Source organism: Brevibacterium sp. UMB1308A, assembly GCF_030230605.1.
GTDB lineage: Bacteria > Actinomycetota > Actinomycetes > Actinomycetales > Brevibacteriaceae > Brevibacterium.
This window is the reverse complement of the sequence record NZ_JASPDO010000024.1, coordinates 1-17,621: the sequence shown is the minus strand read 5'-3', so window position 1 is coordinate 17,621 and position 17,621 is coordinate 1. Positions and strand designations below refer to the sequence as shown.

Annotated in this window: 13 protein-coding genes; 8 read left to right on the top strand and 5 right to left on the bottom strand. The window is 58.5% G+C overall.

Annotated elements, in window-relative coordinates:
• Window position 1 precedes the first annotated feature (1 nt).
• The 6 genes from QP868_RS09910 (at window position 2) to QP868_RS09885 (ending at window position 6,281) form a co-directional block, all read left to right on the top strand.
• The gene (locus tag QP868_RS09910; RefSeq protein WP_284926397.1) at window positions 2-637 is read left to right on the top strand and encodes an L-threonylcarbamoyladenylate synthase; all 636 of its coding nucleotides are present in this window, start codon (window positions 2-4) and stop codon (window positions 635-637) included.
• Window positions 638-722: 85 nt separating this feature from the next.
• On the top strand, window positions 723-1,472 hold the full coding sequence (gene fabG / locus QP868_RS09905) for a 3-oxoacyl-ACP reductase FabG (RefSeq protein WP_284926396.1): 750 nt from the start codon (window positions 723-725) through the stop codon (window positions 1,470-1,472).
• 12 nt (window positions 1,473-1,484) lie between these two features.
• Window positions 1,485-2,684, top strand: a complete 1,200-nt coding sequence (locus QP868_RS09900; RefSeq protein ID WP_284926395.1) for an acetyl-CoA C-acyltransferase — start codon at window positions 1,485-1,487, stop codon at window positions 2,682-2,684.
• Window positions 2,685-2,744: 60 nt separating this feature from the next.
• The gene (locus QP868_RS09895) at window positions 2,745-4,406 is read left to right on the top strand and encodes a class I adenylate-forming enzyme family protein (protein ID WP_284926394.1); all 1,662 of its coding nucleotides are present in this window, start codon (window positions 2,745-2,747) and stop codon (window positions 4,404-4,406) included.
• Window positions 4,407-4,472: 66 nt separating this feature from the next.
• Window positions 4,473-5,810 carry an MATE family efflux transporter gene (locus QP868_RS09890; RefSeq protein ID WP_284926393.1) on the top strand — a complete coding sequence of 446 codons (1,338 nt, stop codon included), beginning with the start codon at window positions 4,473-4,475 and terminating at the stop codon, window positions 5,808-5,810.
• 9 nt (window positions 5,811-5,819) lie between these two features.
• Window positions 5,820-6,281: a GNAT family N-acetyltransferase gene (locus QP868_RS09885; protein ID WP_284926392.1), complete on the top strand. Its 462-nt coding sequence runs from the start codon at window positions 5,820-5,822 to the stop codon at window positions 6,279-6,281.
• Here the strand turns inward: QP868_RS09885 and QP868_RS09880 are convergent.
• Window positions 6,278-7,582: a M1 family metallopeptidase gene (locus QP868_RS09880; RefSeq protein WP_284926391.1), complete on the bottom strand. Its 1,305-nt coding sequence runs from the start codon at window positions 7,580-7,582 to the stop codon at window positions 6,278-6,280. The genes QP868_RS09885 and QP868_RS09880 overlap by 4 nt on opposite strands.
• Before the next feature lie 8 nt (window positions 7,583-7,590).
• Entirely contained in the window at window positions 7,591-11,460 is a 3,870-nt protein-coding gene (locus tag QP868_RS09875; protein WP_284926390.1) for a Pls/PosA family non-ribosomal peptide synthetase, read from the bottom strand.
• Window positions 11,461-11,538: 78 nt separating this feature from the next.
• On the opposite strand from QP868_RS09875, the gene QP868_RS09870 reads away from it, so the two are divergent.
• Window positions 11,539-12,090, top strand: a complete 552-nt coding sequence (locus QP868_RS09870) for a 4'-phosphopantetheinyl transferase family protein (RefSeq protein ID WP_284926389.1) — start codon at window positions 11,539-11,541, stop codon at window positions 12,088-12,090.
• Between the two features lie 31 nt (window positions 12,091-12,121).
• Window positions 12,122-12,922, top strand: coding sequence for a thioesterase family protein (locus QP868_RS09865; RefSeq protein ID WP_284926388.1), 801 nt, complete (start codon window positions 12,122-12,124; stop codon window positions 12,920-12,922).
• 8 nt (window positions 12,923-12,930) lie between these two features.
• Here the strand turns inward: QP868_RS09865 and QP868_RS09860 are convergent, their stop codons facing one another.
• Genes QP868_RS09860 through QP868_RS09850 form a run of 3 tightly spaced genes read right to left on the bottom strand, consistent with a single transcriptional unit; the run spans window position 12,931 to window position 17,110 of the window.
• Window positions 12,931-14,106, bottom strand: a complete 1,176-nt coding sequence (locus QP868_RS09860; protein ID WP_284926387.1) for a pyridoxal phosphate-dependent aminotransferase — start codon at window positions 14,104-14,106, stop codon at window positions 12,931-12,933.
• A gap of 37 nt (window positions 14,107-14,143) precedes the next feature.
• A complete protein-coding gene (opgC, locus tag QP868_RS09855) occupies window positions 14,144-15,244 on the bottom strand; it encodes an OpgC domain-containing protein (RefSeq protein ID WP_284926386.1) in 1,101 nt (366 codons plus the stop codon).
• 6 nt (window positions 15,245-15,250) lie between these two features.
• On the bottom strand, window positions 15,251-17,110 hold the full coding sequence (locus tag QP868_RS09850) for an alpha/beta-hydrolase family protein (RefSeq protein ID WP_284926385.1): 1,860 nt from the start codon (window positions 17,108-17,110) through the stop codon (window positions 15,251-15,253).
• Window positions 17,111-17,621: the final 511 nt, after the last annotated feature.

The following is a 17,621-nucleotide window of genomic DNA, read 5'->3' as shown; positions in this document are numbered from 1 at the left end:
CATGGCTGAAATTCTTGAAATCCACCCGGAAAACCCGCAACCACGACTGATTTCATCTGTTGTTGACGTGATCACAAACGGTGGCTTGATCGCGTACCCCACGGACTCCTGTTATGCGCTTGGGTGTTCTCTGGACAACAAAGACGGGATCGAACGCATTACGCGGATTCGGCACCTGAGCCCCAAACACCACTTCACGCTCATGTGTCACGACTTCGCGCAACTGGGACAGTTCGTCATTGTCGACAACAGCGCGTTCCGCACTATCAAAGCGCTGACGCCTGGGCCCTACACCTTCATTCTCAAAGCCACAAAAGAGGTTCCGCGGCGCATGTTGCACGCCAAAAAGAAAACGGTGGGAGCGCGGATTCCGCAAAACCGCCTTTCGCTTGACCTCATTGAGCGGGTGGGGGAGCCGATCCTGTCGTCCACCTTGTTGTTGCCGGATCAAGATGAACCTCTGACGGACCCTGTTGATGTGGAAGCACGGATCGGCAAGCTTGTCGATGTGATTGTGGCATCTGGGACCCCAGGGACCACCCCTTCGACCGTTGTGGACTTCTCGAGCAGTACACCTGTTGTGCGGCGAGTAGGGGCTGGGTCGATCGACCTGTTCGACATTGTTGAAGAGGACTGAGCGTACGTGAGAATCGGTTGCATCTAAACGAGTGTTCGGTTAAGAATGTGAGAGACCACACAGACGTGGAGAATAGAGGTTGATTGTGAACAGAACTGCAGTAGTAACCGGCGGAGCTCGCGGAATTGGCGCGGCTATCGCACTTCGACTCGCAAAGGACGGGCACAACGTAGCTGTCATCGACCTGCGTGAAGAAGACACTCAAGACGTTGTGCAAGAAATTGAAGCGGCCGGCGGAAAAGCGCTGGGAATCGGTGCCGACGTCACCGACGAAGAGTCGGCAAACAAGGCCGTTGAACGCATCGCACAGGAACTGGGTGCCCCCACGATTCTGGTGAACAATGCAGGCATCATCCGTGACGACATGCTCTTCAAGATGCCACTGGAAGGCTTCACCAAAGTCTTGGACGTGCACCTCACGGGTAACTTCATCATGACCAAAGCCGTGCAGAAGTACATGGTGGAAGAGAAGTTTGGTCGCATTATTTCCATGTCCTCCACCTCGGCGCTGGGTAACCGTGGGCAGACCAACTACTCGGCAGCAAAGGCCGGTATTCAGGGTATGACCAAGACATACGCGATTGAACTGGGGAAGTATGGGGTGACGGCTAACGCTATTGCTCCCGGATTCATCCAGACCGACATGACCAAGGCAACGGCAGAGCGCATCGGCATGGACTGGGAAGAGTTCGTCAAGCTCAACATCACCCAGATCCCTGTGGGACGTGCGGGTGTCCCAGACGACATTGCCCACACCACGTCGTTCTTGGCATCGGAAGGCGCGGGGTTCGTTTCTGGCCAGGTCATTTACGTCGCCGGTGGGCCACGGAACTAAAGGAGACGACTCATGACAGACGCAGTTATCGTTTCAACCGCGCGTACCCCTATTGGTAAGGCTTACCGCGGGGCGTTCAACAACACGCAGTCGCAAACACTCGCCGGCCACGCGATCGAACACGCGGTTAAGCGTGCAGGTCTTGAAGGTGGCGAAGTTGAAGACGTCATCATCGGTGCTGCACTTCAGCAGGGTGCCCAGGGCGGTAACGTAGCGCGCCAAGCTGCGATTCGCGCCGGCCTGCCCGTTGAGGTTTCCGGTATGAGCGTGGACCGTCAGTGTGCCTCTGGTCTGATGGCTATCTCGATTGCCGCTAAGCAGATTCTGGTTGACGGCATGAACATTGCCGTGGGTGGCGGTGTCGAATCCGTGTCGCTGGTTCAGAACGACAAGATGAACACGTTCAAGACCAAAGACCCGTGGATCGTTGAGCACCGCCCTGACACGTACTACTCCATGTTGGAAACCGCCGAGGTCGTTGCTAAGCGGTATGGCGTGTCCCGTGAGGCACAGGACGAGTATTCCTACCAGTCGCAGATGCGCACGGCGGCGGCCCAAGAAGCTGGCAAGTTCGACGACGAGATCGTTCCTTTGGAATCCACCATGTTGGTGCAGGACAAAGAGACAAAAGAGATTTCGGAAAAGACGCTCACCCTGACCAAGGATGAAGGTAACCGCCCGTCCACAACGCTCGAGGGTCTTGCCGGTCTCAAGCCGGTGCTGGAGCCGAGCGAACTGTCTGACACTCCGTGCATCACGGCCGGAAACGCGTCCCAGCTTTCCGACGGTGCATCGGCAGCGGTTCTCATGAGTGACGCTGAAGCTTCACGTCGTGGACTGGAGCCGATGGGTATCTACCGGGGTATCGCGGTAGCGGGCCTCGCGCCTGACGAAATGGGAATCGGGCCGGTGTACGCAGTTCCTAAACTGCTCAAGCAGCACGGGCTGACAGTCGATGACATCGACCTGTGGGAACTGAACGAAGCGTTTGCAGTGCAGGCCCTGTACTGCCGCGACCGTTTGGGAATTGACCCCGAGAAGTACAACGTCAACGGTGGCGGAATCTCAGTTGGACACCCGTACGGAATGACGGGTGCGCGCCTGACTGGACACGCTCTCATCGAAGGCAAACGACGTGGCGCTAAGTACGTTGTTGTCACCATGTGTGTTGGTGGCGGCATGGGCGCTGCAGGACTGTTCGAAGTCTGTTAAAAACCCTGACACCGGGTGGCCACAGTGCCACCCGGTGCCTACGTCACAAAGGAGTGACCAATGAGTTGGATTGACGAAAAACCCTGGCTCAAAACTGCGTATGACAACCCTGAGGATGTCACGCCTATCCCTCAGACACCTCCGCTCGACCTCTGGATTGACGCGGTCAACGAGGTTCCTGACCACCCAGCGATCTACTATTACGGGACTGAACTGACTTACAGCGAAGTCGACCGCATGAGTAACGCGTTTGCTGCGTACTTATCTGAGAACGGCTTTGGTGAAGGCGATCCGCTGGGTGTATACCTGCAGAACGTCCCGCACTACATGATCACGGTGATCGCCGTGTGGAAACTGGGCGGAATCGTTGTTCCTCTCAACCCTATGTATCGCGACGAACTCGATCACATCTTCGGCGACGCGGGTGTTAAGGCACTCGTCGTTTCGGCTGCCGCATACATGGACAGGGTCAAGGATCACGCTGGAAACATACCGCTTGTAGTGACGGTGGGCGAACACGATTTCGTCACAACAAACGAACCGGCAATCTTCGATATGTTCCCGCAACAGATCGACACGGGTAAGCCAGACTTCCTCAGCGTTCTCAAGGAACACGACGGTGCCACGGTCACCGTGAGCAAACGCGCACACGACCCGGACGCGGTGGGACTCATCGGTTACACTTCGGGAACCTCCGGCAAGTCCAAGGGCGCGCTGTTGTCATTCAAGGGCTTGGGTGTGAACGCGCTCATGATGGTGCACCGCTACAAGTTCGAACCGAAACTGTCCTTCTACCAAATGGCACCGGTTTTTCACATCACTGGGTTCGTGTGCATTTTCCTAGCCTCAATCGCTACAAAGGCCACTCTGGTGCTCAACTACCGGTTCGACCCTGCTGTTGCGCTTCAACAGTTCCGTGACACGCGCCCGGTTTTCATGGCCGGACCAGCCACGGCTTTCACCGCCCTGCTGGCCCAGCCGGACTTCACACCGGATGACTTCAGTTCCTTCCGCTCCATCATGTCTGGGGGAGCACCGTTGCCTGAAGGTCTGGTCAAGAAGTTCGAAGAACGTGCAGGCGTGTATGTGGGCCAAGGGTACGGGCTGACAGAAACCAGCGCTCAGTGCATCACCGTTCCACACTGGTTGCGTGCTCCCGTGGACCCCGAGTCAGGCAACCTGTCATGTGGTCTGCCTAGCGTGGAAGCACACGTGCGTATTGCCCGCGAAGACGGGTCCGACTGCGACCCAGGCGAAGTGGGCGAAGTGTATGTCAGTGGCCCCATGGTGGCACTCAGTTACCTCAACAATCCCACGGCCACAGAAAACGACATTCCGAACGGCGAACTGCACACCGGTGACGTGGGCTTCATGGACAAAGACGGATGGGTATACATCGTGGACCGGAAGAAGGACATGATTAACGCGTCCGGCTTCAAAGTGTGGCCACGTGAAGTCGAAGACGTCTTGTACCTCCACCCAGCCGTTTCCGAAGCAGCTGTCGTGGGTGTACCAGACGACTACCGAGGCGAAAACGTGGTCGCGTTCGTCACTCGCCGGGCCGGTGAGGACGTGACCGAAGACCAGATCATTGAGCACTGTCGCAAGCACTTGGCAGCCTACAAAGCGCCGCGCCAGGTGAACTTCATTGACGCGTTACCAAAGACCGCCTCGGGCAAAATTCTGCGCCGCGAAATGCGCGAGGTTGCTGCAGACCAGTAATCCACACTGCGGTAAAACATCCACAATCACCAGCACGCACGGGCTGTCCCACTACAATGGGGGCCCGTGCGTGCTGTTGACCGTGACATTCTTCGTTTAGCGCTCCCGGCCTTAGGGGCGCTCGCTGCCGAGCCCATCTTCCTGCTTGCCGACACCGCGATGGTGGGGCACCTGGGGAAGGACGCGCTTGCCTCCCTCGCCCTGGCCGGTGTGGTGATCCAGACGGTTCTGGGGCTCATGATTTTCCTCGCCTACGCGACCACACCGCGTGTCGCCAGGTTCGTGGGCGCAGGGGACTACACACGAGCGGTGAGTGCTGGGTTTGACGGCATGTGGTTGGCCCTGGTGGTGTCCGTGGTGCTGGTGGCGACCGGTCTGCCCCTGTTGGGTCCGGTTTTGGGTATGTTTGATCCCTCGCCCGAGGTGTTCTCCGGCGCGCTTGCGTATGTCACCGTGTCGTGGTGGGGCTTGCCGTTCATGCTGATCGTGATCGCTGCGACTGGACTTTTGCGCGGCATGCAAGACACCGTCACTCCGTTGGTTGTGGCTGCTGGCGGTTTTGGACTCAACATTGTGCTCAACGCGGTGTTCATCTACGGAATGGGCCTCGGGGTCGCTGGTTCGGCCTGGGGGAGCGTGCTGGCCCACGCGGCCATGTGTACGGTGTACCTGGTTTTCGCCGGGCGGGCAGCCCGTCGCCACAACGCCTCCTTGGCACCCGACTGGGCGGGGGTGCTGTCAGCGGCGACGACCTCGGGCTGGCTTCTCATCAGATCCGCGAGCCTGCGCGCTGCCCTCATTGTGCTGGTATCTGTTGCCAGTGTGATGGGCACGGTGAGCCTGGCGGCCGTGCAGATCGCCCAGACGCTCTTTAACTCGCTTGCATTGGTGTTGGACTCGTTGGCGATCGCTGGGCAGGCAATGATCGGTTTGTACGTGGGCAGGGACGACACTCAGAAGGTTCAGACTGTCAAAACTCGCCTGATTGTGTGGGGTGTGGGCTTCGGAGTCGTTGTGGGGCTTGTGTTGGCGGCGCTGAGCCCGTTTGTTGGTAGGGTGTTTACCTCCAGTCCCGAGGTCGTTTCCACTGTTGCCGGCCTGGTTCTGATTCTGGCTGTGAGTATGCCCTTGGCAGGGTACGTGTTTACGCTCGACGGGATTCTGTTGGGTGCCTCCGACGCCCGTTATTTGGCCGTAGCGCAGTTCGGTGCGGCGGCCGGGTTTGGTCTGCTTGTGTGGGCGGCCATGGGGATGAGTTTCACGATCAGTGCGTTGTGGGCGTGTTTCTGCTTTGGGTTCATGGCCTTCCGTGCCGTGGGATTAGGTGTGCGGATGCGAGGTAACGGGTGGATTCGACGCGCACGTGCCGTTGCGGTACTCGACGCGAAGCAGAAAGATCATTAGCCTAGTGCCATGAACTTTCGTGGCGCGACAGGGCCGTCGACATCGCAACTTCTAGAACCGTTTCTCCTCCAGTGCATCAACTGGTCTGGCACCAATACCAGTTTTGACGAACTTGACCAGCAGGCGCGTTCCTATGTGGAGGACTGGGGCAGGGAAGGCGACCACGCGTTGATTGCGTGGGACGGCGACAAGGCTGTGGGTGCAGCGTGGGCGCGTTTTCTACCCAATGGGTACGGGTATATCGCAGACGATATTCCTGAACTGGGCGTCGCGGTCATTCCGGAGTACCAAGGACGCGGAATTGCGACCAAGCTGATTTCTAAATTGCACGCGAAACTGTATGACGAAGGAATTGAGTCGGTGTGCCTGTCAGTGAACCACGGCAATCCGGCGGCAGCACTTTTCGCCCAGCTGGGCTACATCACGGCCGGTGAGAGCGGTAACTCGAGCTTGATGATCGCGTCGATCTAAAACAGTCCACCTGGGAAGGGCGGGAGCGACTTTTCGTAGAGCCACGGTGTGAGGACAGCGTTCGTTCCCTCGCCACACACCTGATTGGTGAGGGTGAGGAAATCTGTTGTGGTGGCGTTGGCGTGTTTAAACGTCCGAGTCCAGGTGCGTAAAAGAGTGAAGAACTTCTCATCACCCACGTGGTGACGAAGCGCATGGAGTGCCAGAGCACCCTTTTTGTACACCCGGTCGTCGAACATATCTGGCGCGCCTGGGTCGGTAAGAATGAGGTTGGGTTTGAGCTTCAGCAAGCCCCAGTGGCGCTTCGCGTGGCTCGACGCTGCCTGGTGGCCTTTTGACTCTGCCCACAGCCATTCGGAGTAGCACGCGAAACCTTCGTTGAGCCAAATATCGGACCACGTGGTGAGGCTGACAGAGTTGCCGAACCACTGGTGAGCAAGTTCATGTGCGACCAGACGTTCGGCCTCCCAGGACCGGCCCACATGGTTGGGGCCCAGAATCGACAGAGGTTGGCTCTCAAGCGGAATCTCTAAGTGTTCGTTAGTCACCACTACGCCATAACGGTCGAACGGGTAGGGGCCAAAAAGATCTTCGAACACATTCATCATCTGGTGTTGCAGGCTCAAGAAGTTTTGTGCTTTAGCCCAGTTGTGCTCAGACGTCGCTAGTGCCAGGGGGACACGGGATGGCCGGTGCTGTCCAGGTTCAAGAGGGCCCATTTTGTAGGGGCCAATCTGGACAGTAGCCAGATACGTTGCCATGGGGACGTTGCACTCCCAGACCCATTCGGTGCGTGATGCTTTGCGCCGGGTAGATATGAGAGTCCCATTTGCGATCGACGCGTAGTCGGAATCGGAAAGGATTGTGATGGTGAACGTGGACTTGTTGCGCGGGTGGTCGTTGCACGGGAACCACGTGGAAGCACCATTGGGTTGGCCGGCAACCAGCACGCCCTCTTCGAGTTCTTCCCAGCCCACATCGCCCCAGGTGCCCATGGCGGGAGCGGGATTCCCGTTGTAGCGAACTTCGGCTCGAACAGGTTTTCCTGGGGTGAGCGCGGACCGGACGGTGACTTGACCAGGGGACTGCTTAAACCGGGCGGTCTTGCCATTGACGTACACCTTGGTGACTGTGAGCCCCGACAGGTCGAGCTTAAAAGAGCTCACGGCTTCAAGAGGTTCAATCTCGAGTGTCGCAATTCCGTTTAAACGGTTCGGGGCAGTGTGGTAGTCCAACCGCAGATCGTAGTGCGCAACTTTGTATGAAGTGCTCCCACTCTGCGGCAGATACGGGTCAGTCACAAAAATCCTTACTCTTGATCAACAGGCGCATCCACCCAGGGGACAACTGGGTTGCCTGTAAAGTACGCGTTCGCGGGAACGAACTCCCCACGCATCACCAGGGACGTGGGTCCCACAGTCGATGACCGGCCCAGCGTAGCAGCCGGCAAAATCACGCTATTGGGCCCAAGGGTAGCACCGTCTTCCAAGGTCACAGCGTCAAGCGACATGACACGGTCGTGGAACAGGTGCGTTTGCACCACGCACCCTCGGTTCACCGTGGAGTTGTTTTCCAAGACCACCAGATCGGCTTCTGGTAGCCAGTAGGTTTCACACCACACACCGTGGCCAATTTTGGCGCCGAGTGCACGCAAGTACCACACGAGAGCCGGAGTGCCCACTGCTTTGCGGGTAAACCAGGGGGCTGCAATGAGTTCGACAAAACAGTCAGCGACTTCGTTGCGCCAGATAAACGACGACCACAAAGGGTGTTCACCTGCGGGGATACGGCCAACAAACAGCCATTTGGTGACAACTGCGACACCGGCGGCAACAGCACCGGCACACATCATGACGACACCAGACAACAAAATGGCCCACAGGGCTGAGTGACCCGCTTGGGTGATCCACATGAGCGTGAGGATTACTCCAGCGACCATGAGTCCAGCCACACCCACGGACAACAGACGCAGAGTCTCCCACGCTCCACGCGCCACCTTGAGCTTCTTCGGAGGTGCGTACGTGAGCGATTCGTCGGCTGCCACCTCGGCGCGCCTGAGCTCAACAGGAGGCGAACCAATCCACGAACTACCCTTCTTCGACTTAGGCGGAGCTGCCGAAAGCACAGCAACCAGGGCGTTCTTCGGAACCCTGCGCCCGGCCGCCGCGATCCCAGAGTTACCCAGGAACGCGCGCTTGCCCACCTTGGCATGCCCAATACGCATCCACCCGTTACCCAGTTCGTAACTGGCAACCATGGTGTCATCGGCGAGGAACGCGCCGGAAGCGATGTGCGTCATTTTAGGAACCAACAGCACTGTCGAAGCTTCGACACCTGAACCCACCTTGGTGCCCAAAAGACGCAACCAGACAGGCGTGATCAGGCCGGCGTACATGGGGAACAGGAGGTCGCGGGCCATGTCCATGATGCGTTCTGTAGCCCAGACCCTAAAGCCCATGAGCGAACGCACCGGATACGTGCCTTCGCGCAAACCGATCGACAGCGTGCGCACCGCGATGAGAATAGACAAGGCCGTGAACGCAAACCAGATAAGCGCCAGGAGAGGCGACCATGCCAGAAGGGTCAGCGGTTGGGTAATCACTTCAACACCGTAGATCCACAGCATGAGTGCAATGGGTGGCACTGCTGCCAAATAGGGAATCGAGGCGTGGAGTACCGAACCGATCGCATACAACAAGAACGGCAAGTGGGCGCGTTTCTCAGGCGGTGCGGGCCAGCGGTGGTGCTTCTTCGAAGTCCGGTGGGCAGGCGAACCGGAATACACCTGCTTTTTGCGCACTTTGCCTGTTACCGCCGAGCCGGGAGCCACCCGCGCTTCCGTGCCCACGCGCGTGCCTGGCATGAGAGTCGAACGGGAACCAACAACGGCATACTTGCCCACGTGGATGGGGCCAACCCGCAGCAGGTCTCCGTCGACCCACCAGCCCTTGAGATCCACCTCGGGCTCAATGGCGGCACCCTCTTCCAAGGTGAGCATTCCCGTCACCGGCGGGATGGAGTGGAGGTCAACATCGCGCCCCAACTTGTTACCCAACAGGCGCGCGTACCACGTGACCCACGGGGCAGAACCCACTGAGACAGCAGAAGCGTTGTCAGCGATGTGTTCGGCCAGCCATAAGCGTAGGTGGACCCACCCGGAGCGCGGATACACGCCGGGTTTGAGGCTGCCCAGGAGCAAGCGCGCACAGCCGGCCGAGACCAACATGCGTCCCCATGAGGTGACGAAGACCAGGTACAGAACAGCGATCAGCCACCACGACGTAGTGACAACTGGGGCGCCCATGAGCGCGAATACGTTCATCGCGACCAGCGTCATGACGATCCAATGCATCGCTGCCAAAATGTGGACCGGAATGCCCAGGAGAGTCTGCATCCACTGCATAAACCGGCTGGTGCGCTTGACCGTGCGTTCTGAACGCTGAGTGGTGGGTTCGGTGCCCGTGCACATCTCCGCGAGTGCCCCAAAGCGGGGGTGCGCGTAAATGTCACCGACCGTGATGGCCGAGAAATTGGTGCGTAGCCGGCTCACCAGTTGAGCGGCCGCCAGGGACCCTCCACCGGCGTTGAAGAAGTCGGTGTTCATGCCGGGGGCTGCGCCCAGGGTAGCTTCCCACTGTTCGGCGATCCACGCGTATTCGGCGGGGACGTCCCCGGAGTCGTCAGCGACTTCCATACCGGGAAGAGGCCAGGGGAGTGCGTTGCGGTCGACCTTGCCCGAGGTCTTTGTGGGCAGATCGTCCACGATGGCTAGGCGTGGCACGAGGGCAGGAGGCAACACGTCACGGAGCTGCTGGGCCCAGGTTTCGAGCTGTTGCGCGTCACCAGTGACACCGGGCGAAGGGGCCAAGTAGCCAACCAACAGTTGAACCCCACCTGAGGTGGTCTTTACCGCGGCCGCGCCACCGTGGACGCCGGGCAGCGACTGGAGGGCAGCGTCAACCTCACCCATTTCGATTCGGCGGCCGCCCAGTTTGATCTGTTCGTCGGCTCGGCCTACGAAGATCAGGCCGGCGGGGTCGTTGATGACGAGGTCACCGGAACGGTAGGCGCGCTGCCATCCCAGGGTTTCCATGGGGGCGTACTTTTCGGCGTCTTTTTCCGGGTCCAGGTAGCGGGCGAGCCCCACTCCGCCGATGATGAGTTCGCCCGTTTCGCCTTCGGCAACCGGGATTCCGGTTTCTGGGTTGACGACAGCTAAGTCCCAACCAGCCAAAGGAAGTCCAATACGCACCGGCTCTTCGCCCAGCGGGGCGGCACACGCGACCACGGTGGCCTCGGTGGGCCCGTACGTATTCCACACTTCACGGTCACCGTCCGACAGACGCTGAGCCAGCTCCAACGGGCAAGCCTCACCACCAAAAATGAGGAGACGCACGTTGTCCAAGGTTTCTGGTGGCCACAGGGCCGCCAACGTGGGGACCGTGGAGACGACCGAAATGCGACGGCTGGCAAGCCACGGTCCCAAGTCCATTCCAGACTTCACCAACGCGCGGGGAGCAGGGACCAAGCAGGCTCCGTGACCCCATGCGAGCCACATTTCTTCACAGCTCGCATCGAATGCCACAGACAAACCAGCCAGGACCCTGTCAGTCGGGCCAAGCGGTTCGTCTTGACAGAAAATTTTGGATTCGGCGGCCACAAAAGCGGCCGCTGATCGGTGCGTCACGGCAACGCCCTTAGGTTTACCTGTGGATCCCGAGGTGAAAATCACCCAGCAGTCGTCTTCCGGAACCGGGGCGCGGAGTTCAGGCGGGGTTTCTCTGGTGGTGACCTTGGTGATCGTGGGGCCGTCAGTGATGACGGCTGCGACATCGGCCTCTTCGAAGACCGTGCGGGCGCGTTCGTCAGGGTCGTCAACATCGACAGGAACATAGGCCGCGCCGATCATGAGAACCGACAAAATCGACACGTACAGGTCCACTGAACCAGAGGAGACGCGTACCCCAACTTTGTCACCGGGGCCCACACCGTGATCGTGAAGGGTGAGCCCAAACAAGCGCATCTGCTCAATGAGCTCCGCGTATGTGAGTACCGTCGTGCCGTCGTCGATCGCTGGAGTGTCCGGGTGTTCCGCGACGTTCTTTAAAATGAGGTCGATAAGTGTTCCGGGTTCACTCGCGAGGTGACCGGCCGGAAATTGGGGCGCGTACGTGTTCACAGACCACCTTGGGTAGGGCTTTGAAGTCGCCTTAATGGTACAAAAATTCACGGTGGCATTTTGAATGGAGGCAAAGGGGTGGACGCGCGAATTGTGCGGGACACAGATGCTTCGGCAGACCGGATGCTGATAGAACTCGTATCCCACCACTACCGGATACACCCACGTGACCTGCAGGTTCGTGCGCACGCTCGCGGTAACCCCACCGTCACGGACGGCACGACCGAGGTGGAATGCTCGGTTTCCCGGTCACACCCCTACACGGCTGTTGCAATTCTCACACCAGGCGAAACTGGCTGGATCGGAATCGACGTCGAACCCGCAGACGCCCTCAACGTTCCACCCCACACCTTCACCCACATCCTGGGCCCCAACGAACGCCCGCACTTCACAGACCTCCCCGAGGACGACCTCGGCCGGGCACTTCTGCGCGCCTGGGTGCGCAAAGAAGCAGTCCTGAAAAGCATGCACACCGGATTTGGTGCGTATGAGCCTGCCCAGATTGAGTGCGGGTCGCCTAACAACGCGGAATGCACATCACACCCCTGGATCACGGTGTCCGATATGGTGACGGAAGAATATGTGGCTGCGCTCGCGGTGAATCCGGCGGGTGGTCACGGCAGGGAGTAACGTGCGGAACGCACGCATAAGGAAGGCGAGCATGACGGAATCAGCTTTTGACCAGGCAATCGCGGTGAGCTTTGAAGGCAACCGCGCACACGCCAGCACCCACCCAAAGTTTCACAACATGGTGGGGCCATTCGGCGGGATCACCGTGGCCACCATCTGCAACGCCGTGCAGACACACCCTGACGCGCAAGGCAGGCTCGCAGCAATCACCACAAACTTCACGTCACCATTGAGTGAAGGCGACTATGAGCTGGAGCTTGAATGCGTGCGCACCAACTCCTCAAACCAACACTGGGTTGTCAAGGGTCACCAAGGCGAGAACACGCCGCTGACAGCCACGGTGTTGCTGGTGGCAGAACGTGGCCAGTTGCGTGCCAACGAGATCCCGTTCCCGTCTGTGGGTGCGCCGGAAGAGTACGCGGTCGCCGACGGTGAAGGGCGACCCGAATGGTCAAACAACTACGAAGTGCGGTTCGTTGAAGGTGGCTGGGAACAGATCGCGGAAGGGCCACAGGAAGACACAACGTCAACGTATTGGCTACGTCACGCTGATGGCCGTCCATGGGACTACGCGGCCCTTGTTTCAGCCTCCGACACGTTCTTCCCCCGGTCGTTCCTGCGAGCAGGGCAGTGGCTACCGGCTGGAACCATCACGATTACCACGTACGTGTCAGCCGATGCGCACGTGCTGGAATCTGCTGGGACCGACATTCTGTGTTCAGCACGGGCGCAGTGGTTCGGGTCCGGTTTGCACGACCAGACAGCCCAACTGTGGACGCAGTCGGGTGAGGTGCTCGCCGTCAGCCACCAGCTGGTGTACTCGAAGTTGTAACGCGGGGTTTACTCCTGCGGCCGGGGCTCTTCGTCGTTCTCCTGTGGCCGCGACGGCAGGCGTGACAAACCTTCTACGAGGAGGTCGGTGTCGCCTGCAAAGCATACGCGCACCCAGCCTTCACCGTGCTGGCCAAAAGCGGTTCCCGGGGCCAGAGCAACCTTGTGTTCGAGGAGGAAGTTTTCGGCCCATGTGCTCACGTCTCCACCCGTGGCGTGGGACATGTTGATGAACAGGTAGATGGCTCCACGCGGAGTGAGGTACTCAATGTTCTTGGCATCCAGGACTTTGCGTGCGCGGGCAAGGTTCGTGCGGTAGTGCTCAAGGGCCTTGTGGACGTCGTCTTGGGGACCTTCAACAGCGGCCAGGGCCGAGTACTGAGCAGGCGTGTTCACGCATGATACGTTCGCTTCCTGCAAAGCGCCGACCCTGCTCGTCATTCCAGGAGGCGTGACTAAGTACCCTACGCGACCGCCCGTGATTCCGTAAGTTTTTGAGAAGGAATATACGGACAGTACTCGGTTGTCGTGGTCAAGGGTGGCAGGTGAGATGAACTCGCCGTCAAACACCAAGTACTCATACACCTCGTCACTGATGACCCACAGGTCATATTCTTTTGCGAAGTCCATGAGCGCGACCATGACGTCGCGTTCAAAAACAACACCCAGCGGGTTCGACGGGCTGTTGAGCAGAATGGCTTTGGTATTGGGTGTTACCAAGCTTTTGAGATCTTCGATCTGTGGGATGAAACCGTGTTCAGCCTTCAACGGGTAGCCCACAGGGGTAGCCCCCACGGTGCGGGGAGTCATGAAGAAGGTGGCATAGCCTGGGTCGGGAACCAGAATTTCGTCACCTGGTCCAAGCGCCAAGCTCATAGCCATGTGCAACGAGTTAGAGCCTCCCGCACCAATGTGGATTTGGTCCGGGTCAACCGGGTACTTATTGAACTCAGTCACTTTCTTTGCCAGTGCGCGTCGCAACGGCATGATTCCAGAGTTAGGTGCGTACCGAATCATGCCGTCCTTAAACGCGCGAGCTCCAGCTTCCAGAATGTGCTGGGAAACAGGAAGATCAGGTTCCCCCACACTCAACGGAATAACATCGTCGAGTTCAAGTGAAAGCTCAAAGATGCGACGGATTTCAGAGTCGGGGAAGCTGTGCGCAGTCTGGCTGAGTTTGGGCATATGTAGTCCTCATTGATTACGTGGTTGCGAGTGCCTGTCACTGGGGCATGATTTTAAGCACAAGTTTACTCTTCATCAACAACCACATCAGCATGAGCGTGAGTAGTCCAATGAACATGTTCCACAGAGGCCCGCTCGCTTCAGTGACGATGACAATAAACGGCAACAGGATCGCCTGTAAACAGTAAGCGGTAAGTGAGTACTTGCCGAGTGGAACCAAGATCCAGCCCAGATACTTCATGATGGGGTCGCGGAACACGTGGAAAAACGCGAGAAAACCACCAAACCAAATGAACGCGAGAATCATTCGGCCCGGTTGCATAGGGAAGTTAGAGAAAGCGCCGCTTCCCCAGTGGTATAGGGCAGTTTGAAATTCGCCCAGTCCAATCCGGTTCATCAGGTATTCTCCGTGGATCGCAATTCCGCTCAGGATCATTGTGACGGCGGTGACAGAGACTAAAACCACGATGAGCAGATTGCGCCACGTCAGGTGCTCAGCCATCCAGTTGCGAACAGGGGTAAAAACATAACCCAACGCCGCTGCCAAGAAGAACAACAGCTGCCACTGGACGACCGCCTCGGGCGCGTCAAAAATCAGACTGACGGCGTACAACACTATTGACGCGATCACTGCCACCCACAGCTGGCCCTTGCGGATGAGCCAGAGGAACAAGGGCGTGACCAGAAGCATCACCGTGTACATGCGGAGGAAGAAAATCCACGCGTGGAACGTGCGCATGAGCAAAGCATTCACAATAGTGGCTCCCACCGAGGAGTCTTCTGGGGGGAGCGATGGCAGGGTGTTGACGTTGTCCGGGGGAACCATGACGGTGATTGCGCTGAGGAAAAGAGTGATGCCCACACCCCACACGTAGAGTTTGAGAGCGCGACGCCACAGACTCTTAGTCATGGGCCACAGGTCCTTGTGTCGCCCTTTATACGCGCGAATGTAGCCAATAAGAAAACCGGAAATGAGGAAGAACCCTTCTGCAGCGCTTACCCAGAGCCACCCCTTGCCGGAGAAAAATGCAAGAGGGGAGGGCCAGTACGCCAAGTGGTCAAGTGTGATGACCATGATGAAGAAGCCCCGCACGAGATCAAACTCCACGATTCTGCGGGATTTAGAACGTGTTGCCATGTGTGTTTATGAATCCTTCCGTCTCTGAAGGATAGCCCACAAGAGTTTGTCGAACATGCTCTGGTGTGTTGTGTTCTGTTCAGGGTGGCGCCAGGCTTGGCCCGTGGACTTACGGGCAATGTCGTCTGCGATTGCGTCACCTATTTTTGTGCAGTCTTTTTTTGTGAAATGTGTGTCAAGGATTTCGTTCCAATAGTGCACAACCTCGCGGTGGTAACTGTGCCCGCGGCCACCGGGCAGTTGAACCGAGCGGGGCATGTCGGCAAGCAGTTGCCAAAATGTGAGCCATGGGAACCACACCACATAGGGGCTCACGTCTTTTCCGCGGGGTTCGCGTAGCCAGTCGGGTTTGCGGATGACCATGGAAGGGGACCACCAGACGACTGGGTCGGATGGGTGCTGAGCGTACACGATGCGCGACCCAATCCAGGGGCGGTACGGGCCAAGGGGTGACTCTTTGAGTTGTTTGGGTTTTTGTACGAAACGGACGCGGCTCCCACGGCCGATGACTGGTTGGATTTCCGGAGAGAGGACGTGGCGCGATGCGATGAGGTTCTTGAAAATAGGAGTGGTGCGTGGGGTTCCCGTCCAGAGGGCGCCGTCCACGCGTTGTCGCATGTCGGTGAGGCTCGTGAAGGCGCCGTGGCCGCCCAGGGCACCAAGCGATTCGCCGGTGACGTAAATGCGGGGGCGGGAATGCTTGTCGAGTGTGCTGAGGTGACGCTCAACGGCTTCTAGCAGCGCACGGCTGGCGTAGATGGCTTGGTCGCGGTGGATGAGGAATGCGAGCCACGAACCTGCGAAGCTGTATTGGATTGCGACCGATGCGCAGTTTCCGCCCATGAGGTATTCGAAGGCTTCGACTGACCACTGTGGGGTCCAGCCTGATCCGGTGTTGGTGACCAAGAGGAGGGCCTCACGGTCGAAAGCGCCAGTGCGGTCGAGTTCGCGAACTGCCGCTTCTGCTGCGTCTGACAGGTCCGGGTGGGAAAGGCGCCCAATGAAGATGCGGATGGGTTCGTGGGCGGTGCTGGTTGGAGTGTTTGATTTTCCCGAGGTGCGTTTGAGTGTTGCTTGGATGCGGTCTTTTCGAGGACCTGAGGCGACGAAGTCGCGTCCGTGATAGCCCAGGGTGGAGAAGGGTTCTTGTGAGTAGCGTGAGCCTGAACGTTGTGGTTCGGAGGGTCGGCGGGCCAGTGATGGGCGAGCGAAGTCAGAGCGCACAGCTTGTTCAGCGAGTCGGAAGAGGATAGTGCTGATGAGTTTGCGCGATGAATACGCCATTGCGCCCACGGACAGCGCTGTGATGACCAGTTCGGGCATGAACGGCAGGCGTGTGTGTAGTCGCCGTTCGAGGCGTTGGCGGAGTCGGTTCATGCCAAGTGAAGCGAGGTCAAGACTCAGCCAGGCGAGTTCGCCCACGATGTAGCCGAAAACGTGTTCGCGTACAGAGACGGTGTGGTCGTTGGTGCGTTGCGCAATGTCTTCTTGTTCACGGATTGACCGAGAGATGGCGAAGGCGGACCCTGCACCTGCAAGGGAGAGGAGTGCGATGTTGCGGCTCACGCTTTGCGTGGCTGGGCGTGCGATCCGGAAGCCGGGGGGAGTGGGGGAGGTGGAGTTGCTGGGGTGTGAGGGGTGTTGTGGGCGGTGTTGCGAGGGGCGTTGTGTGCGGGAAAGGGCGGCAGGGGCGTTTTGGCGGTTTCGGTTGAGGAGAGCGTGGGCGAGTTCGCCTGCTTTTTGTCCCGCGTACGCGTTGACTGCGACGTTGATGGCGGTCATCCACCACGTGCGGGGAATGAGGCTAGGGGTGAGTGCGGTCCAGGAGCTCGCGTGACCAAAAGCGGCGGCAATACGTTTCACCACGTGTCGCTTTCTCTTGGTTTCAAGGGATGCATCGCGTAAGGAACGATGTCTTTAGCCTACACAAATGTAGGGGTGGGGTGGTGGGGTCATGCGGTTCAGAACAGGTCGGTGCGGGGCAATGCGTTGACGTCCTGTGACGCCTAGGCTTTACGGCGTTGGTTTAGCGTTCTTGGTCAGGTGGCGCAAAGCGAGCGAAACGGTGCATTGTATTGCGTGGTTTTGTTCGTTTTGCGCGGTTTCGTCTCTGGTTGGGCTGCTTCGTCTGGCCTGGGGAGCTGTTACTTGTTCGGGTGCCGGGCTTGTCTATCTACGTGCCGTTGCTTGCGTTTCCGAGGTTGTTCTTTGACGTGCGCTTGTAGGTGCCCTCCGCCTCCTTCTAATCAGTGCCGGTTTCCTCCGTTCAGGAAGGCTTTTCTTTGTGTGTAACTGACTGTTCGTTCGAACACAAATAGAAACAAAATGAACAAAACCCTTGACTCACGCATTCGAACGCAAATAGAATAGTGGTACA

Excerpts from the sequence above, each read along its gene's own strand:
- QP868_RS09860 (WP_284926387.1), bottom strand. The coding sequence starts at position 14,106 with ATGCCCAAACTCAGCCAGACTGCGCACAGCTTCCCCGACTCTGAAATC.
- QP868_RS09895 (WP_284926394.1), top strand. The coding sequence starts at position 2,745 with ATGAGTTGGATTGACGAAAAACCCTGGCTCAAAACTGCGTATGACAAC.
- opgC (WP_284926386.1), bottom strand. The coding sequence starts at position 15,244 with ATGGCAACACGTTCTAAATCCCGCAGAATCGTGGAGTTTGATCTCGTG.
- QP868_RS09910 (WP_284926397.1), top strand. The coding sequence starts at position 2 with ATGGCTGAAATTCTTGAAATCCACCCGGAAAACCCGCAACCACGACTG.
- QP868_RS09900 (WP_284926395.1), top strand. The coding sequence starts at position 1,485 with ATGACAGACGCAGTTATCGTTTCAACCGCGCGTACCCCTATTGGTAAG.
- QP868_RS09885 (WP_284926392.1), top strand. The coding sequence starts at position 5,820 with ATGAACTTTCGTGGCGCGACAGGGCCGTCGACATCGCAACTTCTAGAA.
- QP868_RS09865 (WP_284926388.1), top strand. The coding sequence starts at position 12,122 with ATGACGGAATCAGCTTTTGACCAGGCAATCGCGGTGAGCTTTGAAGGC.